The 22,388-nt window shown below is 72.7% G+C and carries 14 protein-coding genes and 2 pseudogenes; 4 read left to right on the forward strand and 12 right to left on the reverse strand.

The window, feature by feature from the left end; translation table 11 throughout:
* Positions 1-42: 42 nt before the first annotated feature.
* The 10 genes and pseudogenes from K7862_RS35090 to K7862_RS35135 all read right to left on the reverse strand — a co-directional run bounded on the left by K7862_RS35090 (position 43) and on the right by K7862_RS35135 (position 14,972).
* Complete coding sequence (locus K7862_RS35090; RefSeq protein ID WP_222969478.1) at positions 43-1,041, reverse strand: LacI family DNA-binding transcriptional regulator; 999 nt, start codon at positions 1,039-1,041, stop codon at positions 43-45.
* A gap of 348 nt (positions 1,042-1,389) precedes the next feature.
* The gene (locus K7862_RS35095) at positions 1,390-3,468 is read right to left on the reverse strand and encodes a beta-galactosidase (RefSeq protein WP_222969453.1); all 2,079 of its coding nucleotides are present in this window, start codon (positions 3,466-3,468) and stop codon (positions 1,390-1,392) included.
* A 193-nt stretch (positions 3,469-3,661) separates the two neighbouring features.
* Positions 3,662-5,011, reverse strand: a complete 1,350-nt coding sequence (locus K7862_RS35100; RefSeq protein WP_222969455.1) for an ABC transporter substrate-binding protein — start codon at positions 5,009-5,011, stop codon at positions 3,662-3,664.
* 110 nt (positions 5,012-5,121) lie between these two features.
* The gene (locus K7862_RS35105; RefSeq protein ID WP_222969457.1) at positions 5,122-6,066 is read right to left on the reverse strand and encodes a carbohydrate ABC transporter permease; all 945 of its coding nucleotides are present in this window, start codon (positions 6,064-6,066) and stop codon (positions 5,122-5,124) included.
* Between the two features lie 3 nt (positions 6,067-6,069).
* Positions 6,070-7,008, reverse strand: a complete 939-nt coding sequence (locus K7862_RS35110; protein WP_222969459.1) for a carbohydrate ABC transporter permease — start codon at positions 7,006-7,008, stop codon at positions 6,070-6,072.
* Positions 7,009-7,464: 456 nt separating this feature from the next.
* Entirely contained in the window at positions 7,465-10,014 is a 2,550-nt protein-coding gene (locus K7862_RS35115; protein ID WP_222969461.1) for an ATP-dependent Clp protease ATP-binding subunit, read from the reverse strand.
* 440 nt (positions 10,015-10,454) lie between these two features.
* On the reverse strand, positions 10,455-11,255 hold the full coding sequence (locus tag K7862_RS35120) for a bestrophin-like domain (protein WP_222969463.1): 801 nt from the start codon (positions 11,253-11,255) through the stop codon (positions 10,455-10,457).
* A 37-nt stretch (positions 11,256-11,292) separates the two neighbouring features.
* Positions 11,293-12,087: a hypothetical protein gene (locus K7862_RS35125; protein WP_222969465.1), complete on the reverse strand. Its 795-nt coding sequence runs from the start codon at positions 12,085-12,087 to the stop codon at positions 11,293-11,295.
* A 117-nt stretch (positions 12,088-12,204) separates the two neighbouring features.
* Positions 12,205-13,471, reverse strand: a pseudogene (locus K7862_RS35130) (PP2C family protein-serine/threonine phosphatase).
* A 103-nt stretch (positions 13,472-13,574) separates the two neighbouring features.
* A complete protein-coding gene (locus tag K7862_RS35135; RefSeq protein WP_222969467.1) occupies positions 13,575-14,972 on the reverse strand; it encodes a C39 family peptidase in 1,398 nt (465 codons plus the stop codon).
* Between the two features lie 352 nt (positions 14,973-15,324).
* Between K7862_RS35135 and K7862_RS35140 the strand changes: the two genes are divergently transcribed.
* Complete coding sequence (locus tag K7862_RS35140; RefSeq protein ID WP_222969469.1) at positions 15,325-15,948, forward strand: RraA family protein; 624 nt, start codon at positions 15,325-15,327, stop codon at positions 15,946-15,948.
* Between the two features lie 112 nt (positions 15,949-16,060).
* Here K7862_RS35140 and K7862_RS35145 read toward each other — a convergent pair whose 3' ends face one another.
* Positions 16,061-16,420 (reverse strand): DUF6204 family protein, encoded by a 360-nt coding sequence (locus K7862_RS35145; RefSeq protein ID WP_222969471.1) that lies wholly within the window; start codon positions 16,418-16,420, stop codon positions 16,061-16,063.
* 59 nt (positions 16,421-16,479) lie between these two features.
* Complete coding sequence (locus K7862_RS35150) at positions 16,480-16,713, reverse strand: DUF427 domain-containing protein (RefSeq protein ID WP_262414283.1); 234 nt, start codon at positions 16,711-16,713, stop codon at positions 16,480-16,482.
* On the opposite strand from K7862_RS35150, the pseudogene ligK reads away from it, so the two are divergent.
* The 3 genes and pseudogenes from ligK to K7862_RS35165 form a co-directional block, all read left to right on the forward strand.
* Positions 16,694-17,287: pseudogene (gene ligK, locus K7862_RS35155) on the forward strand (4-carboxy-4-hydroxy-2-oxoadipate aldolase/oxaloacetate decarboxylase); the annotation flags it as partial. The gene K7862_RS35150 and the pseudogene ligK sit on opposite strands and share 20 nt — an antisense overlap.
* Before the next feature lie 369 nt (positions 17,288-17,656).
* Complete coding sequence (locus K7862_RS35160; protein WP_222969474.1) at positions 17,657-21,238, forward strand: ricin-type beta-trefoil lectin domain protein; 3,582 nt, start codon at positions 17,657-17,659, stop codon at positions 21,236-21,238.
* Positions 21,239-21,514: 276 nt separating this feature from the next.
* Complete coding sequence (locus K7862_RS35165; protein WP_222969476.1) at positions 21,515-22,024, forward strand: universal stress protein; 510 nt, start codon at positions 21,515-21,517, stop codon at positions 22,022-22,024.
* The last annotated feature ends 364 nt before the right edge of the window (positions 22,025-22,388 follow it).

A 22,388-nucleotide genomic window follows, 5' to 3' on the forward strand; every position in this document is an offset into this window, starting at 1 on the left:
CGCCCGGGTACGGGGGGAGGCCCGCTGCGGGCGGAGGCAGGATCAGAGACCGGGCGCCGAGCCCGGGGACGCCGTACTGCCCCGCACAACCAACCGCGTCGCCACGAGATCCGTGCCCCGCTCCGCCTCCGCCCGGCGAATCTGCCGCAGCACCGTCTCCACGCACCGGCGCCCGACCTCCGCGAAGTCCTGGTGGACCGTGGTCAGCGGCGGCATGAACGACGCGGCCTCCGGGATGTCGTCGAAGCCGACGACGCTGACGTCCTCCGGCACCCGTCGTCCCGCCTCGTGCAGTGCGCGCAGCACGCCCAGCGCCATCTGGTCGTTGGCGACGAACACCGCCGTGCAGCCGGGATCGGCCGCGAGGAGGCGGCCGGCCCGGTAGCCGGACTCCGCGGACCAGTCGCCGCGCAGGACCTCCGGTTCGGGGCGGCCCGCCCCGGCCAGGACGGCTCGCCACGCCGCCACGCGGCGCTCCGCCGCGAAGGACTCCTCGGGCCCGGCCACGTGCCACACCGTCTGGTGCCCGAGGTCGAGCAGATGCCGTACCGCGGCCTCCGTACCCCCGGCCTGGTCGGTGTCCACCACGCTGTAGCGGTCACCGGCGTTGGAGTCGACCACCACCACCTGGGCGTTGGGCGGCAGGGTCACGGTGGCGGTGTCCAGCAGGTGCACCTCCATGATGATGACGATGCCGTCGACGGCCAGCTCGCCCAGCCGTGTGAACGCCCCGCGCACCTCGTCCTGCGTCGGCACGGTCACCGGCAGGAGGGTGGTGGCGTACCCCTCTTCGGCGGCCGAGGTCGCGACCGCCTCCAACGTGCGCATGTTGCCGGTGGTGGACAGGTTGAAGAGGATCACGCCGATCGTGCGGAACTCGCCGCGCTTGAGGGCGCGGGCCGCGCTGTTCGGCCGGTACCCGAGTTCCTTCATCGCGGCGAGCACCTGCTGGCGCGTGGCGTCGACGACCCCGGGGAAGCCGTTGGAGACGCGGGAGACGGTCTGTGCCGACACCCCGGCGAGCTTCGCCACGTCCGCCATGGACGCACCCCGCTTGCGCCGTGTCCCCTCCGCGCCCGGGTCCGCGGTGGGCGGTCGGCCGGCGGCGCGGCTGGCCCGGCCGGTCTTCGTGCTGTCGCTCACCGCTGTCGTACACCTCGCTGCCGCGCCCGCCGTGCCCGGTGGCCGCCGTGCCGGTCGTGGCTCTTGTCGTCCTGGTGGTCGTCACTCCGGGGCTCCCCGCCCGTTCCGGGAAGCGGCCGGTGAGCGCCCTGTGATGGCGCAATCCTAAGGTCGGGATGGCTGCTTCCGTCTCCGTTCCGGGCCCCGCGCCGCGTCTCCTCGGCCAAGGGCGCCACCGGCGTCCTGAGCCTCCCGGCTCTGCCCGCCCTACCCGCCATTCCCCACCTCCGCACGTTCTCCGGCTCCGCTCGGGTACCGCAGGACCGCCACCCCGCGCGGCTGCAGCGTCACCCGGCCGCCGTCGTCGCCCTCACCCACGAGGACCCGTGCGGGTGCCAGGGGCAGGACGACCGGCGCGTCCGTGCGGTTCACCAGAAACCAGAACTCCTCGGAACCGTGGGTGCGGACGGCCAGTTCGACCCGGCCGCGCCCAGCGGCGGGCAGCTCGCTCGTCACCCCGGCCGCATCCAGCAGGCGGCCGAGGAGCTGGGCGATGCCGTCGGCGCCGAGGCGGGTGGACACGTACGCGGCCGAGCCGCCGCCGGACACGCGGCGGCGGGTCACCGCGGGGAGTCCCGCGTACTCGCCGCCGGTGTGCCGGGCCAGGACGTCGACGTCAGGGGCGTCCACCGTGACGCTCTCGGACCACAGCGTCCCGGTGCTGCCGTCGTCCAGCGACACGTCCGTGCCGACCGGCAGCGGTGCGAACTCCTCGACGCGGATGCCCAGCAGTTCGCGCAGCGCGCCGGGGTAGCCGCCGAGCCACACGTGGTCGTTCTCGTCGACGATGCCCGAGAAGTACGTGGTGACGAGGTGACCGCCGCCGTCCACGAACGAGGTGAGCCGGTCGGCGAGCGCCTTCGGCACCACGTGCAGCACGGGGGCGACCACGAGGTCGTAGCCGGACAGTGCGGTCCTGGTGGTGACGACGTCGGCGCGAACCCCGAGGGCGAGGAAGGCGGAGTACCAGTCCAGCGCCTCCTGCCGGTAGCGCAGCAGGGAGGTGGGATGGGAGTCGAGCTCCGCGGTCCACCAGGACTCCCAGTCGAAGAGGATCGCCGCGCGGGCGGGCTGCCTGGCCGACCCGGCGACCGGCGCCAGGTCGCGCAGGGTGTCGCCGAGGGCGGTGACGGCGCGGAAGACCTCGCTCTGCGAGCCGGCGTGCGGCAGCATCGCCGAGTGGTACTTCTCCGCGCCGCCTGCCGACTGCCGCCACTGGAAGAAGCAGACCGCGTCCGCGCCGTGGGCGACGTGCAGCAGCGAGTCGCGGGCGAGTTCGCCGCGTCGCTTCGGCAGGTTGACCGGCTGCCAGTTGACCGCGCTGGTGGAGTGCTCCATCAGGAACCAGGGCCGGCCGCCGGCGATCCCCCCGGTGAGGGCGGCGGAGAAGGACAGTTCGTCCAGGCTCTGCGGGCCGGGGGTGACGTAGTGGTCGTTGGAGACGAAGTCGACGTCGTCGGCCCACCCGGCGTAGTCCATGGCCCGGGTGTTCGCCATCACCATGAAGTTGGTGGTGACCGGCACGTCCGGGGTGAGCCGGCGCAGCACCTCGCGCTCGGCGCGCAGGTGGTCGAGCAGGGCGTCGGAGGAGAAGCGCGCGAAGTCCAGCTGCTGCGTGGGGTTGGGGTGGGTGGCGGCCAGGCGTGGGGGCAGGAGTTCGTTCCAGTCGCCGTACACCTGTGACCAGAAGCTCGTCGCCCACGCGCGGTTGAGGGCGTCCAGCGTTCCGTACCGGTCGCGCAGCCAGGTACGGAAGGCGTGCGCCGCGTCGTCGGAGTAGTCGTAGGCGTTGTGGCAGCCCAGCTCGTTGTTGACGTGCCAGGCGGCGAGCGCGGGGTGGCCGCCGTAGCGGGTGGCCAGCGCCTCGACGAGGCCGAGCGCGTGGCGGCGGAAGACCGGTGACGTCGGCCGCCAGTGCTGACGGGCACCGGGCCAGACGGTCTCCCCGGTACGGGTCACCGGAAGGATCTCGGGGTGCCGGGTGGTCAGCCACGGCGGCGGGGAGGCGGTCGCGGTCGCGAGGTCGACCGCGATCCCGGCGTCGTGCAGGAGGTCCATCACCTCGTCGAGCCAGCCGAACTCCCAGCGGTCCTCGGCCGGTTGCAGCCGGGCCCAGGAGAAGATCGCCAGTGACACGACGGTGACGCCGGCCTCCCGCATCAGCCGGACGTCGTCCTTCCACACCTCGCGTGGCCATTGCTCCGGGTTGTAGTCGGCGCCGTAGCCGAGCTGCGCGGGGGCGCCTGCGGGCCGGCGCAGCCAGCGAGGGGGCGGGGTGGCGGTCATCGGGGGTCCTTCCCGGCCTTGCGACGTGCGGTGGTGAGCGGGACGTCGGGGTGCGTGCGAGTGCGGTTCGGTGCGGTGCGGGCGCGCTGAACCGGGCCTGCGTGAGTGCGGGCCCGTCCCGTTGGAGGGACGCGTGGCGGTGGCGGGGCCCGGCCGTCCTTCCGGGCTCCGCCACCCGACCGCGGTGCGGGTGTCAGCCGACGCTGAAGCCCTGCTGCTTGCCGTAGGAGACCGACTGGTCCTGCCAGGCCTTGAGGCCGTCGGTCAGCGAGGTCGAGGAGACGTACGCCTTGCCCACGGTGTCGTTGAAGACGGAGTTCGCGTAGACCTGGTACGGCAGGTACGACCAGCCGGGCAGGACGTTCTTCGCGGACTCGGAGAAGATCTTGTTGGCCTGCTGTCCGCCGAAGTACGGGAACGGCGTGTCGAGGAAGGCCTGCGAGTTCAGGTCCGCCGTGGTCGCGGGGAAGGCGCCGCCCTTGACGCGGGTCTGCACGCCGGCGCCCTGGTTCGCGTACTGCAGGAAGGCGTACGCGAGCGCCTTGTTGCCGCTCGCCTGCATCACGGCGAGTGAACTGCCGCCGTTCTCGGCGCTGGCGCTCTGACCCGACTGCCACTGCGGCAGCGGCGCCACCCGCCAGTCACCCGAGGCGTCCTTGACGCCGGAGCTGAAGTTGGCGGGCATCCACGCGCCGGTCGCGAGCGTCGCGATGGTGCCGTCGCCCAGGCCCTTGTACCACTGGTCGCTCCAGCCGGGCACCGGCGAGAGCAGGTGCTCCGAGACGAGCTGCTGCCACACCTTGGTGTAGGAGGCGGTGCCCGCGTCCCCCGCGAAGTCGACGGAGACCTTGGTGCCGTCGACCTTGTACGGCTTGCCGCCGGCCTGCCAGATCAGGCTGGTGGTCATGCCGGCGTCGCCGGTGTCGCTGGTGATGTACGCCTTGGGGTCGGCCTGGTGGAGCTTGCGGGCGTCGTCGAGGTACTGGTCCCAGGTGGTGGGGACCGGCAGCTTGTACTTGTCGAAGACCTTCTTGTTGTAGAACAGCGCCATCGGCCCGGAGTCCATCGGCAGGCCGTAGACGCCGCCGTTGACGTTCACGGAGTTCCACGGGCCGGGGGAGTAGGTCTTTGCCAGGCCCTTGGCGCCGTAGGAGCTGAGGTCGGTCACCGACTTGCCGAGCGCGAACTGGCTGAGCGCGTAGTACTCGATCTGCGCGACGTCGGGCACGCCCTTGCCGGCCTGCACGGCGTTCTGCAGGGCCGTGTACTGGTCGTTGCCGGTACCGGCGTTGACCAGCTTGACGTGCACCTTGGGGTACTTGGTCTGGAAGTCGGCGACGACCTGCTTGAGGGTGGGCTCCCACGCCCAGACGGTGATGTCGCCGCCCTTGGTCAGCGCCGACTGGACGGCGTCGGCGTCCGAGCCGCCGCTCCCCGAGCCCGATCCGGAGCCGCCGGAGGACCCGCATGCGGTGAGCCCCAGGGTGCCGGCGGCGAGGAGCGCGACCGCCGGCGCCCAGCGGCGAAGTGCCTTGTTCGTCATCTCGTTTCACTCCGTTGTGCGTGATGTCCCGGGACAGGCCGACCAGGGAGGACAGGGAAGTCGGGAAGGAATGTGCGGGGGAGGCGGCGGCCCGGTGGCGGGCGGCCGCGTCACTCCTTGACGCTTCCGGCGGCGAGGCCGGACTGCCAGTAGCGCTGGAGGAGCAGGAAGGCGGCGATCAGCGGGACGATCGTCAGCAGCGAACCGGTGATGACCAGGTTGAACACCGGCTGGCCGCCGGCCGTCGTCGCCTGCGCGTTCCAGGAGTTGAGCCCGATGGTCAGCGGATACCAGTTCGGGTCCTTGATCATGATGAGCGGCAGGAAGTAGTTGTTCCAGGTCGCGACCATCGTGAAGAGCAGCACGGTGACGATGCCGGGAGCCATCAGCGGAAGGCTGATCCGGAAGAAGGTGCGCAGCTCACCCGAGCCGTCCATCCGGGCGGCCTCGAGCAGTTCGTCGGGGATCGCCTCGGCGGCGAACACCCACATCAGATAGAGGCCGAAGGGCGAGATCAGCGACGGTATGACCACTGCCCAGGGCGTGTTGGTCAGCCCCATCTTGCTGAACATCAGGAACGTCGGCACCGCGAGCGCCGCGCCGGGGACCGCGACGGCCCCGATCACCACGGCGAACACCGCGCGCTTGCCCGGGAAGTCGAACTTCGCCAGTCCGTAGCCGCCCAGAACCGCCAGGAACGTCGCTCCGCCGGCTCCGAGCACCACATAGAGCAGGGTGTTGAGCAGCCAGCGGACGAAGATGTGGTCGTTGTAGGTGAACGTATCGCGGATGTTGTCCCACAGCGCGAAGTGCCCGCTGAACCACAGACCGAAGGAATCCAGCAGCTTCGGCTGGGTCTTGCACGCGTTGATCACCAGCCAGGCCAGCGGGACCAGCGAGTAGAGCACGACGATCGCGGTCAGCGCGGTCAGCAGCACGCTGCGGCGCGGTCGGCCTGCTGTGTGGCGGCGGGCGGAGCGTGCCGCGCGCGGCAGCGGGCGGATTCCGGTCCGGCCGGCGGGAGCCGTGCCCGGCGCCGCGGTGTCGGCGGCCATCGCTCACGCCTCCTTTCGCATGCCGCGCAGTTGGACCACATAGGCGACGATCATCGTGACGACCCCCATGACGATCGCGACCGTCGCGGCGTAGTTGTGCTGCTGGCCGGAGAAGGACAGCGAGTAGGTGTACAGGTTCGGGGTGAAGTAGGTGGTGATGGCGTTCGGCGCGAGGCTCTTGAGGATGCTGGGCTCGTTGAACAGCTGGAAGCTGCCGATGATCGAGAAGATCGTGGCGATGACCAGCGCGCCGCGGATCGCGGGGAGTTTGATCGCGGCGATGATCCGCCACTGGCCGGCGCCGTCGATCTCCGCCGCCTCGTACAGCGACTCCGGGATGACGCGCAGCGCCGCGTAGAAGATCAGCATGTTGTAGCCGACGAACTCCCAGGTCACGATGTTGCCGATGCTGGCGAGCACCCAGGACGGAGAGAGCGGGTCGGGTAGCGAGGTGTGCAGGTGCTGGTTGACGCTGGCGACCAGCCCGAACCGCTTGCCGTACATGAAGCCCCACATCAGGGTGGCGACCACCGCGGGCACCGCGTACGGCAGGAAGATCGAGATCCGGAAGAAGTCGCGGCCGTAGAGCCGGCCGCTGTCCAGTGCCAGTGCGACCAGCAGGGCGATGCCCAGCATGATCGGCACCTGGACGACCAGGAACAGGCCGACCCGGGAGAGCCCCGACCAGAACGCGTGGTCCTGGAACGCCTGGGTGTAGTTGTCCAGGCCGACGAAGTGGTTGCCGCCGATCAACTGGTCGCGGAACAGGCTCAGATAGATCGAGTAGGCGATCGGCGCCAGGAACACCAGGGCGAACACGACCAGGAACGGGGTGATGAAGCCCCAGCCGGCCACGCGCCGCCTGCCCGCGGGCCCCCCGTCGCCGCGCCTCCGGCCGGCGGCGGACCGACCCGCCTCCGCCCGTGGCGAGAGGACAGCCATGACGCATCCCTTCACTCGGCGCCGCACCCGGCCGCGGGACCGCGACCAGGGCATGGTTACGCAACCATGAACGGCCGCGGCCGCCGCTGTTTGCGTAAACATTGGATGGCGAGATGCTGACACCGCTGGTCGGTGACGTCAAGGGCTCGGTCGCCGTCGCGGAGGGAAAGGTGATCCGCTTGCGTCCGGGACCGGCCGTTCCGTATGTTTACGCAACCATAGAGGTCCCGGGCAGCTCCCGCCGCACACGGGAGCCGGGCCTGGCGTGCGTGACGCGGCGCTCGCCGTCGCCGCATCCCCCGGACGGCTGTGCGGGCCGACGGTGCCTCCCCGGCCCGCACAGCCCAACGACGCCTCCACGCACGGGAATGCGTCGCCCTCAGCCTCGCCCACCTGGCGTCCACCGGGAAGGCGGGCCTGCCCCGCGCCCGCTGACGGTTGGCAAGGGAACTGTTGTCAACCGCCGGACGTGGCCGAGGGTTCTCCGTGCCGGGAGCCGAACACCAGGTGGCCGTCGGCCACGTCCACCGTCACCCTGCTGCCCTCGCTCACCTGGCCGTCGAGGAGCTGCCGCGAGAGCTGGTTGTCGACCTCGCGCTGGATGGTGCGGCGCAGCGGACGCGCGCCGTACTCCGGCTGGTAGCCGCGCTGCGACAGCCAGTCGACCGCGGCGTCGGTGAACGTCACCGTGACACCCTGCGCGTGCAGCAGCCGGCGGGTCCGCTCCAGCAGCAGGTTCGTGATCTCCCGCAACTGCTCGGGGGTGAGCTGCCGGAACACCACGATCTCGTCGATGCGGTTGAGGAACTCGGGCCTGAAGTGCTCGCGCAGCGGCCGGAGGATCTGCTCCCGCCGCGCCTCCTCGTCCGCGTCCGCGCCGCCCGAGCCGAAGCCGATGCCCGCTCCGCGCCGCGTGATGGCCTCCGAGCCGAGGTTGCTGGTCATCACGATGACGGCGTTGGTGAAGTCCACCGTGCGGCCCTGCGCGTCCGTGAGGCGGCCGTCGTCGAGCACCTGCAGCAGGATGTTGAAGACGTCCGGATGGGCCTTCTCCACCTCGTCCAGCAGCAGCAGCGAGTACGGGTGCCGGCGCACCACCTCGGTGAGCTGACCGGCCTCCTCGTGACCGACGTAGCCGGGCGGGGCGCCGACCAGCCGGCTGACGGTGTGCCGTTCCTGGTACTCGCTCATGTCCAGCCGCACCATGCGGTCCTCGCTGCCGAACAGCGCCTCGGCGAGCGCCCGGGCCAGCTCGGTCTTGCCGACGCCCGTCGGCCCGAGGAACAGGAAGCTGCCGATCGGCCGATCGGGGCTCGCCAGGCCCGCGCGCGAACGCAGCACCGCGTCGGAGACGACGGTGACCGCCTCCTCCTGGCCGACCACCCGCTCGTGCAGACGGTCCTCCAGGCCCAGCAGCCGCTCCTTCTCCTCCTGGGTGAGACTGCTGATGGGGATGCCCGTCTGCCGGGACACCACCTCGGCGATGGCCTCCGCCGTGACCTCGAGGTGCTGGCCCTCGTCGGCCGCGTCGTCCCCGCCGACCTCGTTCATCCGCTGCTTCAGCTCGCCGATGCGGTCCCGCAGCTTCGTGGCCTGCTCGTACTGCTCGTCCGCGACCGCCTGGTCCTTGTCCCGGGTCAGCCGCTCCATCTCGCGTTCCAGTGCGCGGACGTCCGTGCCCCGGGTGCGGGCCCGCAGCTTCACGCGTGCGCCCGCCTGGTCGATGAGATCGATCGCCTTGTCCGGCAGCCGCCGGTCGGTCAGGTAGCGGTCGGACAGCTCGACGGCCGCGGTCAGCGCCTCGTCGGTGTACCGGACCTGGTGGTGCGCCTCGTAGCGGTCCCGCAGCCCGCGCAGGATCTCCAAGGTGTCCGGGACGGTCGGCTCCGGGATCAGGATCGGCTGGAACCGGCGGGCCAGCGCCGCGTCCTTCTCGATGCGCCGGTACTCCTCCAGGGTCGTCGCGCCCACGATGTGCAGCTCTCCGCGGGCCAGGGCGGGCTTGAGGATGTTGCCCGCGTCCATCGAACCGCCCTCGCCGCCACCGCCGGCGCCGACCACGGTGTGCAACTCGTCGATGAAGACGATGAGTTCGTCGGAATGCGCGCGGATCTCGCTGACGATGTTGTTCAGCCGCTCCTCGAAGTCGCCGCGGTAGCGCGTGCCCGCCACCACGGCGGTCAGGTCCAGCGCCACCACGCGGCGGCCGATGAGCACGTCCGGCACGTCGCCGTCGGCGATGTGCTGTGCCAGCCCCTCCACGACGGCGGTCTTGCCGACGCCCGCGTCCCCGATCAGCACCGGGTTGTTCTTGCCGCGCCGGGAGAGCACCTCGATGGTCTGCTCGATCTCCTGGTCGCGGCCGATCACCGGGTCGATGCGGCCCTTGGCCGCCATGTCGGTCAGGTCGCGTCCGTAGCCGTCCAGGGTGGGCGTGGAGCTGGCCCGCTCCCGTTCGGCCCTGGCCGGCGCGGCGGCGTCCGGGCCCTCGGGGGGCAGGCGCGAGGCCTCGAACCGCGCCGCGTTGAGGATGTGCCCGGCGGCGGAGTCGGGGTTGGCGGCCAGGGCGGTGAGCACATGCTCCGGGCCGATGTAGCCGGCGCCGCCCGCCCGGGCCACCTCGTGCGCGTCGAGCAGCGCGCGCTTGACCGCCGGCGTCAGGGCGAGCGCGGTGGGCGCCGACTGCCCGTCGCCCTGCGGCTGCCGCACCGGGCCGGAGCGCGCGTCGATCTGCGACGCGAGGGAGTCCGGGTCCGCGCCCGCCCGGCTCAGCAGGCTGCGCGTCGGCTCCAGGGCGAGGGCGGCGCGCAGCAGATGCTCGGTGTCCAGATCGCGGCTGCCGTGGTCGCTGGCGTACTGGGCGGCGCCCTGGACGAGTTCCCGGGCCGGCTGGCTGAGCAGCCGGCCGATGTCGACCTGCCGGGGACCGGGCCGCTCGCCGCCGAAGAAGCGGGCGAAGAAGTCGCCGAAGGGGTCGCCCTCCGGGCCGGTGAAGCCGTTGGTCATGTCCTGTCCGTCCCTTCGCTTCCTTCGCGTTCCTCGTGCTCGTCGCTTCCTGGGCCGCCGGACCGCCACCGCCGGGGAACGGCGGTGGGCCGCCGGACGGCCGCTGCCGGGGGCTCGGCCGCGACGGCCGCCGTGGTGGCGTCCGGCCGTGTTTCCCCGGCGCGTGCCCGGTGAGGAGCACACCACGCGCTTCGAATGCCCCTCCGGGCCAGGAATATGCTGATTCGTCCCTGTCTCGTGCCGAAGCGCGCGGTCCGGACGGGACGACCGGCCGGCGCGTCGCCGAAGCGCGTGGCCGGGCGGCGGGTCGACGGCGGCCTGTCGGCTCCGGTGAACACGCGCCATCACGACGCATGATCGTGACGGTCAGACGGTCAGACGGTCAGACGGTCAGACGGCCAGAGGGCGAGGCGGGCAGACGGGCGCGGGGCGGAGCCGGTTCAGGGCCTCGGGACGGCGGAGACGGTGTAGCCCTCGGCGTCCATCTGGTCGAAACGGCGCTCGGCCAGCGTGAAGGCGGTCGAGCGGACGCCGAGCGGACGCTGGAAGGGGTGGTCGAGCTGGGCGGCGAGGGAGATCGCGAACGCGACCGCCGCTCCTACGCAGCACAGCGTGGCGAGCTGCCGGGTGGTCGCGGCCAGTCCCAGCAGCGCGGGAAAGCCGATCAGCACCGCACCCCCGACGAGCATCGCGTACCAGGTGACCTGCGGCATCCGGCCGGCGGCCTGGGCGGACCGGTCGGTGCGGGTCTGGTAGACGACGGCCAGGGAGTCCTGCGCGGAGGAGCGTGCGGCCTGCCGGGCTCCGGTCGCCGCCGACGCGGCGCCGATCGCGGCCCGGGTGCGGTCCAGGTCCTGCCAGGCCGCGGTGCTGGTGCCCCCGTGCGCGAGATCGGGGAACTCGATGGTGCGCACGGCTGCGGTGTACTGCCGCAGCAGGTCCCGCACCGTGGACCGGTCGCCGGGCGCCAGGCCGCCCGCCGCCCAGTACGCGTCGGCCAGCGCCCGCGACTCGTCGTAGGTCCGGGACCGCGCGCTGCTGAGGGCCGACCACCCGCCGGCCACCTGGAAGCCGGTGAGCAGGATGAACGAGCTGAGCAGGACCGCGCCGATCAGCGACTGCGCCTGCCCGGTGAACTCCCCGGAGGCCGCCCGGCGCCCGGAGCCGAGGAATTTCCCGGCCAGGAAGGCGAAGGCGACACCGCCGAGGGCGGAGAGTAACGGTACGGCGTACAAGGACATGGCACTCCCGGTGCGGTGACGGAGCCGGCGGGCGCTGTCAGGTGTGGCGACCGGTGCTGCGCGGGAACGCGGCGGTGAGCGCCGCCGGCAGCAGGACGCAGAGCACCGACAGCAGCCACCAGCGGGTGGCGTCCTCGGCCGGCCGGTTCCCGAACGGCGGAGTCGCGGGGGCGACGGCGGCGAAGGAGAGGGATACCGGCGCGGTCGGCGGCGGCGTGACGCCGGGGGCCGGTGCCGCGGAGGGCCGGCCGGGACCCGGGGCGGCCGCGGCCGCCTGAGGGGAGACCACCCCAGGGCCCGTGCCGGGCCCGGACGGCGCGCCGGCCCCTGCCACGGCGACGGGACCGGAGGGCTGCGGCCGTCCGCTCGCGGGCGGCGGTGAGAACGAAGGCGGCGGCGGGGTGCGGGTACCGGACGACTCCGGCGGGGTCTGCGGAGGCGTGCTCGGCGGCGTGGTCGCGGGCGGACCGGAGGGAGACACCGGGGGAGAGGTCACGGGCGGGGTGGTCGGGTCGTTCTGTCCCGGGCAGGGGCCGCCGACCCGGACCACCAGGCCGCCGCGACCGGGCGTGCCCAGGCCGAGCAGGGTCACCGAGGTGACGGTCCGTCCGTCGCCCCCGCACACCACGATCAGGACGCCGCAGCGGCCGTTGCCCTTGCCGTGAGCCGGCGGCAGGCAGCCGACGACCACCGTCAGCCCCGCGCCCCCTGACGCGTCCCGGGACGCCGCTGCCGCCGGGCTGCCCCCGGACAGTGCGAGCAGCGCGATCAGTGCCGTGAGCAGACCCGCGGCCAGTGCGGCCACGGCCGGCCGCCCCCCACCCCTTGTCACGCTTTTCACGGTAAATGGGGTGGCGGGCACGTGTCAGGCGAAAGGGGGACACCAAGTAAGAAGGATGAACGGATGATCAGACGCGAGGAAACGGTCTCTCCCGGGAGGGCCGCGGCCCTACGGGCGGAGGCTGCCCTCGTCCGTGGACCGTCCGGCGCCGCCCGACCCCGGGCGCTCGGTGCTCACGGCCGCCTCCGGACGCCACTCCAGCAGGAGGATCGTCGCATCGTCGCTCAGTTCGTGCTGCTCGTGTTCGAGGATGGCGTGGATGAGCAGCCGCAGCACCTCGGCCGGGTCCTGGCCGGCGGCCGTGGAGCGGATGATGAAGTCGCTGAACCGGTCGAGGCCACTGCTCGCCGTCCCTGCCGCGGGCCTCGGTGACGCCGTCGGTGTACATCAGCACACGGTCCCCGGGCCGCAGCGTGACCTCGTGCACCTCCCGGGTGCTGGACCCGAGCAGGAACGGCAGTCCCATGGGCGGCTGCGGGGGCGAGTCCAGCGCCCGGTCGAGCACCCGGTTCCGGCGGATCAGCAGCGGTGGCGGATGACCGCAGTTGCACCACTGGAAGACGCCGGTGACCACGTCGAGCCGGGACACCACCCCGGTGCAGAACTGGTCCGGCAGCCACTCCCCGAGGGCCTCGTCGACGGTCCTGACCATGTCCGGGAGGTCGGACCCGGAGCGGCGGGAGTTGCGGCACGCGGCCATCACCAGAGCCGTCGTCAGCCCGGAGGCCAGGTTGTGGCCCATGGCGTCGAAGATGCCGGCGTGCAGCACGTCCTTGGTCAGCGTGTGGTCGAACGCGTCCCCGCCGATCCGGTAAGCGGGTTCCAGCACGGCCGTGGAGACCGCGCCGGTCCTTCCGACGCTGCGCGGCGGCAGGAACGCCCGGAGCATCTCGGCGGGCAGCATCATGGACTCGGTCCGGGTCTGCGCGACGAACCAGTCGCTGTACGCCCGCTTGGACGTCGTCATCATCGCCAGCGCCGCGGCGAGCATCCGGCACCGGCGCAGCCGCGTCCGGTCGAGCGACGGCGCGCGGACGCGCAGGACGCCGAGCCGCTCGGCGCCGTCCACCAGCGGCATCCAGACGACCACCCCGTCGCCGTCCTCGTGCACCCGCAGCGACAGCGTCCGGTACGCCCAGCCGGCCTCGGTGGACTCCACCGACAGCGCCTCGGCCTCACCGTCCAGCGGGATGAGCTGACGCTGCTGCAGGTCCACCAGGTACATGGTGGCGGTGCGCAGGCCGAGCAGGCGGGCGCAGCGGTCGACGACCGACGGGAGCTCGAAGGGCGCCGAGACGTGGGCCTCGGTGAGCAGCCGCTGCAGGTGCTCCTCGACCTGGTCCCCGGTCGCCGTGCCGTCGCCTGCGCCGGCCATCCCACCACCTCCGCCCCCAGTCTCGGGTCCCGCCCCGGGCCCCGCACCCCGGCCGGCCGCCCGGCCGGGGTGCGCCGTCATCCCGACGGCGGAGGCGAACCGCTCACCAGGTGGGGTTGGCCGGGTCGAGGACCGGGGGGAGGGGCTTGTCGTGCGGGGTGATGACGTAGGCGACGCCTCCGGAGCCGTAGCCGGTCGTGCCGTCGGCCCGGGTCCAGTACGTGCGCAGCCAGATGTTCTCGAGCTGCGACCGGGCGTAGACGTGGCGCACCTGGGCGTCGGAGGCCGAGAAGGGGTCGTTGACGATGAAGTCGCCGCCGGCGGTGAAGCCGGTCACCACCATGAGGTGCCCCGCCGTGCCGTAACCGGAGCCCGTCAGCTCGCCGTTGTCGAACGCCACCGAGATCGCCACCGGAATGCCGGCCGCGACCAGCTGCTCGAGATCGTCGGTGCTCCGCAGCTGCACGATCTCCGCGTCCAGCCCGAAGTGCGCCGCATAACCGGCGTTGAACGGCCAGTTGCCCGTGCCCTGGTAGCGGTAGTCGTAGGTCTCCCGGGCCGCGTAGTCGACGCTGGGATCCGCGTACTTCGGGTCGACCCAGGACAGGTCGGCCGCGCTCGGGCCGACCCCCCAGAACTCGTCGATCATCTCGTTCGAGGTCGGGCTGCACCAGGCGTCGCCGCCCCCGCCGTACTTCTTGTACTCCCCGGCGTGGATCTGCTGGGAGTAGCGCGGGACGGCCAGCTCGGTCCCCTCGGCGCCCCCGGGCGGACTGGCCGCCACCGACGCGCGGGCGGGCACGAGCGAGGCGAACGCCGCGAGCTGCCAGAGCCGCGGCGTGGCGGCCGAGCCCGTGAGCCGGTAGAGGGTGGCGCGCAGCCGGTAGCTCTGGACCGTGTGGCCGGCGGACGCGTTGAAGGTGTCGGTGTCCACGCCGCCGTACGGCGCGGCGCCCGGACTGACGGAGGTCCGGGCGATGTCGGTGTCGAGGGCGGCCCAGTGACCCATGTCCAGCCAGCCGGTCTGCGCGCCGTCCTCCATGGTGGCGTTCAGCTCGACCTTGAGCCAGGTCCCGGCGGGGGTCTGGGCATCCCACGAGGCGACGACCTCCGTGGCCCCGAACGTCAGTGCGTGGGCCGGGGAGGTCCACGTCGCGTAGTCGTAAGTCTTCGTGGTGTGGAGGTAGGCGTCCTTGTAGGTGGTCGAGCCCACGGTGGACGCGATGTCGATCCCGGCCCGGTCGCCGGGCAGTTCCTCGACGCCGCTGCCGGTGCCGGCGGCGAAGTCCGCCGGGGTGGTCCACTTGTGGAAGTCGACCCGGCTGCCGGCATCCGCGGCCGGGTGGGCGATCGCGGCACCGGCCGGCGCCGCGCCCGCCGACACGCCCGCGACCGCCAGGGTCAGCGCGGCGGCGGCGCGGGCCAGGGCGCCTGCGGGGGAACGGCGGCCAAGGGTACATCGGGCCAGGTGAGAGCGGAACGTGCCGGTGCGTGCGCTCATGGACGAGCCTCCACAGACGCGGGCGGGTTCACCGCCCCGCACGGGGACGGCGGGCGGCCGTTGCTGCCGAGGCAGAGTCCCAGCCGCTTCGGGGTGCGTCAAGGGTGGCAGCGCGACTCCATGACGGCCTGTCAGGCCTATGCCGGGTGTCCGCTCAGGCCAGCGGTACCGGCTCGCGGCCCCTGCCCCGTCACCTCGGCGATGAGGCGCGCGCCGGGATGCCGGGCACGCGGCGCGTTCGGGCACGGCCGAGGCCCACGACTCAACCCGTCGCCGCCGCGGTCCGTCATGATCGGGGGAAGGAGTTCCGCCGCCCGGTGGGCGGCGGAGGCGGACCGAGCGAAGGGTGACGATGCAGCAGACCGCTGGTTTCGAGGAGATCCCCCCGACCACGCTGGCCGACGTGCTCGGGCGTGAACAGGTGATGGACATCGGCATCCGTCCGCTGTGGGACCCGGTCCCGCGGGTGGCGGGACCCGCGTTCACCGTCCGCTGCCCGCCGGGCGACAACCTGATGCTGCACGCGGCGATCCATCGCGCGGAGCCCGGGTCGGTCCTCGTCGTCGAGGCGGGGGACGTGGACTTCGCGGTCGCCGGCGGGAACGTGTGCGCCGTCGCCCAGCGGCGGGGGATCGCGGCCCTGGTGGTCGACGGGGTGATCCGCGACCTCGCCGAGGTGCGGGAGATGGGCTTCCCGGTGTTCGCCCGGGGCGTCATCCCGATCCCCGGCGGGAAGTCCGTCGTCACCCCGCTCAACGCACCCGTCCGGTGCGGCGGTGCGCGGGTGCACGCCGGTGACGTCGTGGTCGCCGACGAGGAAGGCGTGGTCGTGGTGCCCGGCGCGCGGCAGGAGGAGGTCCTGGGGGCGGCCCGGACGAAACTGGCCAAGGAGGCCGGGGAGTCCCTGGACGACTGGGAGTCGGCCCATCGGGCGCGCATCGACGCGATCCTGGCGGAGAACGGCTCCACGGACTGAGGCACTTCACGGCGCGGGGCGCTGTCAGGGACCGAGGCGCGGAGGCCGCCGCCCGTCGCGGGGAGGCGCCGGCCCCCCCGGGACGGGGCCGGTCCGCCGAACGCCCGCCCGGTCAGCCCTGCTTGCCCATGGCAGCGCGGCGCTGCCGCTTGCCCAGCGGCGCCTGGGACAGGTCCTCGGCCTGGGACCGCAGGTTCTTGTACCCGTAGCCGCGCTCCTCCAGCCATGCCCGCGCGGCGGTCTCGGCGCGCTCCGAGGCCAGAAGGATGTCCGCCTCCTCCTCGCCGGAGTCCTGGAAGCGGAAGGTGAAGGCCGCCCGCGCCGCCAGGTCGTAACTGAGGTGCCCCTCGGGGGTGAACGCGGCGGTCAGGACGTCGTGCTCCGCGGCGTGGGCCAGCAGTTCGGCGCGCTGCTCGGCGCCGAGTCCGTCGAAGACACCGCGGACGGTGACGCGGAAGGTGCGGGTGCTCATCCCGCGACAGTAGCCACCGCTCCCGGCTCCCTCCACCGGGTTTTCCCGCCGACCCCTGCTCAGCGGATGCCGACCTCGTCGGCGTCCAGGCCCCGGTCGACGCCGTGCGGCACCACGCTCTGCCCGGGTTCGGCGCTCAGGCGCGCGCCGTCGAGAGACACCTCGACGATGTCGGGTTCGAAGGAGACCAGGCCGCTGATCCGGTCGACCTCCCGGTAGGCGTCGCGGTACGACCAGGCGGCACGGTGGGCTTCGCCGACGTCGTAGTAGTCGCACAGGGCGCAGGGCCGCACCGGCTTGATGCGGCCCTACGTCCGGCCCCTCTACCCGGGTGCGGCGTTCTGCGGCACGGCCGTGACGGTCCTGCTGCAGCCGGGCGACAACTGGATGCTGCATGTCGCCGCCGAACAGGTGCGGCCCGGCGACGTCCTGGTCGCGGCCTGCACCACGGAGTGCGAGGACGGGTTCTTCGGTGAACTGCTGGCCACCTCGGTCCGCGCGCGGGGCGCGGTCGGGCTGGTCATCGACGGCGGGTGCCGCGACGCCGACGCCCTGCGCGCCATGGACTTCCCCGTCTTCAGCCGGGCGATCAGCGCGAAGGGCACGGTGAAGGCCACGCTGGGGTCCGTGAACGTGCCGGTCGTGTGCGCCAACGCCCTGGTGCGTCCCGGTGACGTGGTGGTCGCCGACACCGACGGCGTGGTCGTCGTCCCCGCGGACCGGGTGGCCGCGGTCGCGGAGGCCGCCGCCCGCAGGGAGGCCGCCGAGGACGCCAAACGCGCGCGGCTCGCCGCGGGCGAACTCGGCCTCGACATCTACGGCATGCGCGTCCCGCTGGAAGAGGCCGGACTCCGCTACCTCGACTGACCCCGCCGCGGCGGCCACGACGGCGCCCGGGGCGGCACCCCTGGAGCCTGGATCCGTATGCGCCCCGGATTCACGCTTCTGGCGACGGGATCGGCCACGCCTTCCTGAAGATGTGGACATGACAGCGTTGCCGTGCTCTCATGCCGGGAGCACCGCCTGTACGACGTTGTAAATCCCTTGCGCCGGTTGGCTGTTCCGGCTGCGGAAGCGGCCTGACCCCGACCGAGCGACCCCGCAGACCGGGAGGAGTCACAGGTGGACCCCACTCCACTCCGCACCTTCGTTTCGCGCCCCTTACGCCGCGCGGCCCGCAGACAGCAGGCCGGCGGCGCGCACACACCGGGTGGACCGCGGCCGCAGCCGCACCGCGTGTCCCGCCGCCCGTCCCGCGCCGTGTTCCGGCGCCGCCCACCGCGCCCCACCGCGGCCACCCGGCTGCTCGCCGCCGTCGCGGGATTCGCCCTCGCCGCCGGCATGTCCGTGGCGGGTGCCGTCGCCGCAGCACCCAACGCCTCCGCGGCTCCCACCGCAGCGGCCGCGTCCGCCGTGGTCCTCGACGGCAACGCCCGCTTCGAAGTGCTCACGCCCACGCTGGTGCGCCTGGAGTACGCGGGCGACGGCGTCTTCCAGGACGGCACCACGTTCAACGCCGTCAACCGGTCCTTCTCCGTGCCGTCGTACACCACGGACGTGAGCTCCGACGGCTACCGCGAGATCAGGACCAGTGGCCTGACGCTGCGCTACAAGCAGGGCAGCGGCCCGTTCACGGCCGCGAACCTGTCGGTGACGCTGACCGGCACCGGCGTCACCGCGCAACCCGCGTTCCCGTCGTTCTGCCCCTACGGCTCGTCCTGCGAGGCGGAGAACGGGCAGTTCAGCGGCCAGGCGGCGACCGCCTACGACCACACCGGGCACACCGGCTCCGGCTTCGTGGCCGGGTACCAGGGCACCGGCAGCGGCGTCACGCAGGACGTGGCCTCGGTCCCGGCGGCCGGCACGTACCGGCTGTGGGTGCGCTACTCCAACGCGGCGGGCGGCACCGGCAGCCTGTCGACCCGGGTGGGCGGCGCCGCCGGCCCGGCTCTCAGTCTCGCGCCGACGGCCGGCTGGAACGACTGGGCGGTCACCTCGGTCACCGTCAGCCTCAAGGCGGGCAGCAACTCCCTGGCGCTGGTGCAGAACGCGGGGGACACCGGCAAGGTCAACATCGACAGCATCGGCGTCACGGCCCTCTCCGCGACCACCTACCCGCCGGCCGCCACCGGCCTGAACACCACCGGCTACGGAGCCGGTCCCGCCAGCCAGCTGGGCGGCTGGTCACGATCCCTGGACAACCCGGCGGCCCTACCGGTCCCCGAGCACCCGGGCATCCTGGACCGTGACGGCTGGTACCTGATGGACGACACCCGCAGCGCGCTGCTGAACGCCTCCCACACCGTCACCGACCGCCCGTCGCACGGATCCCAGCCGTACGAGGACGGCTACTTCTTCGGCTACGGGCAGGACTACAAACAGGCCCTGGCCGACCTCAACGCCCTCACCGGCCCCACCGCGCTGCTGCCCGAATCGGCCTACGGGGTCTGGTACTCGCGGTACTACCCCTACAGCACTTCCGACTACGAGAACACGCTGCTGCCCGCGTTCCGCGACAACTTCACCCCGGTCGACTGGCTGGTGGTGGACACGGACTGGAAGTCGCCCAGCACCTGGAACGGCTGGAACTGGAACTCCTCGCTCTTCCCCGACCCCCAGGCCTTCCTGAACTGGACCAGGCAGCAGGGCCTGTCGGTGTCGATGAACATCCACACCTCCATCCAGGGCGACGACCCGAAGTTCGCCGCCGCCAACTCCCAGGCGGGCGGCCTGACGCGCGAGGGCACCGGCAACACCTACGACTTCGACTGGTCCAAGCCCGCCCAGCTGGCCGCCTACCTCTCCCTGCACCAGCCGTTCGAGCAGCAGGGCGTGCGCGAGTGGTGGCTCGACTACTGCACCGGCTGCGGCGCGTCGACCGCCTCCGACCCGCAGGTGGCGCCCGACAACCTGATCAACCAGGCCTACGCCGACGAAGCCGCGGCGAGAGGCCTGCGCGGGTTCTCCTTCGCCCGCGTCGGCGGATCGCAGCAGGGCAGCGACGACGGCACGTACGCCCTCGGACCGTGGTCCGAGCGCCGCAACTCGCTGCAGTTCACCGGTGACACGCCGGCCACCTGGGACATGCTCGCCTTCGAGGCGCGGTTCACCCCCGACGAGGCCGCCGCGGGACTCAGCCACGTCAGCGACGACATCGGCAGTTTCCACGGCAACCACCTGGCCGACGACCTGTACGCGCGCTGGATGCAGCTGGGCGCCTTCCAGCCCGTCGACCGCATGCACTCCGACCACGGCGACCGGCTGCCGTGGAACTACACGGGCGCGGCGGCGAGTTCGGCGGCCTCGTTCCTGCGGCTGCGCGAGGCACTGGTCCCGTACACGTACACCCTGGCCCGGCAGGCGAACACCAGCGGAGTGCCCATCGTCCGCCCGCTCTACCTGAACTATCCGGCGCAGGCCGCCGCCTACACCAACCCCGGCGAGTACCTGTACGGCGACAACGTCCTGGTCGCGCCGATCACCTCCCCGAACGACGCCAACGGGAACGGCTCGGTGTCCGTGTGGTTCCCGCCCGGCAGCTGGACCGACTACTTCACAGGACGCACCTACACCGGCCCCACCACGGCGACCGTGACCGACCCGCTCTCGCAGATGCCGGTCTTCCTCAAGGCCGGCGGGATCCTGCCGACCCGCACCGACTACACCGACAACCAGGGCCAGAGCCCCCTCACCCGGCTCACCGTCAACGTGCCGGCCGGCGCCGACGGGTCCTTCACCCTCTACCAGGACGCCGGCGAGGGCACCGGCTATCTCAACGGCCAGTCCACATCGGCGCCGCTGACCTGGAACGACGCCGCCCGCACCCTCACCGTCGGCGCGCAGACGGGCACCTGGTCCGGCGCGCCGAGCGCGCGGGCGTACACCCTGCGGCTGTCGAACTCCGACGCGCCCACGGCGGTCTCCGTCGACGGCGTCCAGCTCCCGGAGACGGCCTGGGCGTGGAACGCCAACCGGCGGACCGTCACCGTCACCACCGCGTCGCTGCCGCTGTCCTCGGCCCACACCGTCACGCTGTCCGGCTCGGCCACGGCCAACCCCGTCACCGGTGAGACCGTCGGCGTCGGCGGCCTGTGCCTGGACGTGCGCGGCGGCCTCACCGCGGACGGCACGCCCGTGCAGCTCTACGGCTGCAACCACACCGCCGCGCAGCAGGTCGTGCACCAGAGCGACGGCACGGTCCGGATCCTCGGCAAGTGCCTCACGGTGAACGGCAACTCCACCGCCGACCACGCGCCGGTGGGCATCGCCACCTGCGCCGGTCTCGGCTCGCAGACCTGGACCCACCGGGCCGACGGGACCCTCGTCAACACCGCGTCGGGCCGCTGCCTCGACGTGCCCGACGGCAACACCACCCCCGGCGCCGTCCAGGTGCAGATCTACGGCTGCGACGGGAACGCGGCACAGCTCTGGCAGCTCCCGCCCGGTCAGCTCGCGGGACCCGGCGGGCTGTGCGCCGACGTCGCCGACGCCGACCCGGCCTCGGCCACCCCGGTCCAGCTCTGGTCCTGCAACGCCACCGACGCCCAGCGCTGGTCGGCACCCGGCGACGGCACCGTGCGGGTCTTCGGCAAGTGCCTGGACGTCGCGCACGGCGCCACGGCCAACGGCACGTCCGTGCAGCTCTGGGACTGCAACGGCTCGGCCGCCCAGAACTGGGCCAGCCGGGCGGACGGCACGCTGTTCAACCCCGCGTCCGGCCGCTGCCTGGACGACCCCGACGACCGGCAGACCGCCGGGGACCAGCTCCAGATCTACGACTGCAACACCACGGCCGCGCAGCGCTACACCCTCACCTGACCGTCGCTTCCTCCACCTCGGCGCCCCGCCCCCGGAACCCCGGGTGCGGGGCGCCCCGACGTCGGCAGTGCGGTCCCGGGACTCTCCGCGGCAGGTGGGCAGCACGCGGTCGCACCGGGCTCCGGGGCACGTCAAGGCGGCGTCAGGCCGTCGCACGGCCGCGTACGGGACACGTCAAGGGCCCCCGCGTCCCGTGACCTGCGGTGCTTGGCTGGGACGCACGGCTGAGCCGGCCTGACAGGCGCGGCCTTGAGTTCGCGAGAAGGAGCGGAGCACGTGGCACACAGTGGGCGGGTCGTCGTCGGCGTCAGCGGATCGCTGCGGGGCCTGACGGCGCTGCACCGGGCGGCCGAGGAGGCGCGGCGGCGCGACGGCGAGCTCCTGGCGGTCCACGCGTGGACGCCGCCCGGAGGGGAGACGGCGTCCCGCAGGGCACCCTGGCCGCCCCTGCTCACGGAAGGGGAGAGGTCGGCGGCCTGCCGTCTGCACCAGGCGTTCCAGGACGCGTTCGGCGGGTTCCCGCCCGACCTGAGGCTGTACCTGGCCACGGTGTGCGGCGAGAGCGGCCGGGTCCTCACCGAGCTCGCCGACCGTCCGGACGACCTGCTGGTCATCGGCGCAGGTCGGCGCGGGCGGCTCGCGCGCCTGGTCCATGGCGGTGTCGGCCGTTACTGCCTGGCGAACGCCCGCTGCCCGGTGCTGGCCGTTCCGCCGTCCGAGCTGATGCGTGCCCTCGGCCCCGGCGCGCGCCTCCTGGACGAGCTTCCGCTGAAACCCGCGGCCTGACCCGCGGCGGCCGCCACCTCGACGACGGCATCGCGGCCGTCCCCATCCTGAAGAGGACCCGATGTGCCGATTTCAGCCGTCACTTCAGGCGACTGCGGCCACAAAGAGTTCATCAGCCGTCAATTTCCGTCGGTACCGTGGAATGTGATGACTAGTGCCATTTTCGTCCTTACGGTGATGCGCGGCGGGCACCTGCCCGCCACGCATGTCCCGGACCGGAAACGAAGGTGGAGAATTCTGTGGTCAGAACCCTGATGCCCGTAGAAAGATCCCGGCCGCCCCTCAGGAGGGCGGCCGTCGCCGTGAGTGCCGTCCTCTTGGCCGTCGGCGCCGGCGCGTTACAGCCGCTGTCCGCCATGGCGGC

It is taken from the genome of Actinacidiphila acidipaludis, assembly GCF_019890725.1.
In the GTDB taxonomy this organism is placed as follows: domain Bacteria; phylum Actinomycetota; class Actinomycetes; order Streptomycetales; family Streptomycetaceae; genus Actinacidiphila; species Actinacidiphila acidipaludis.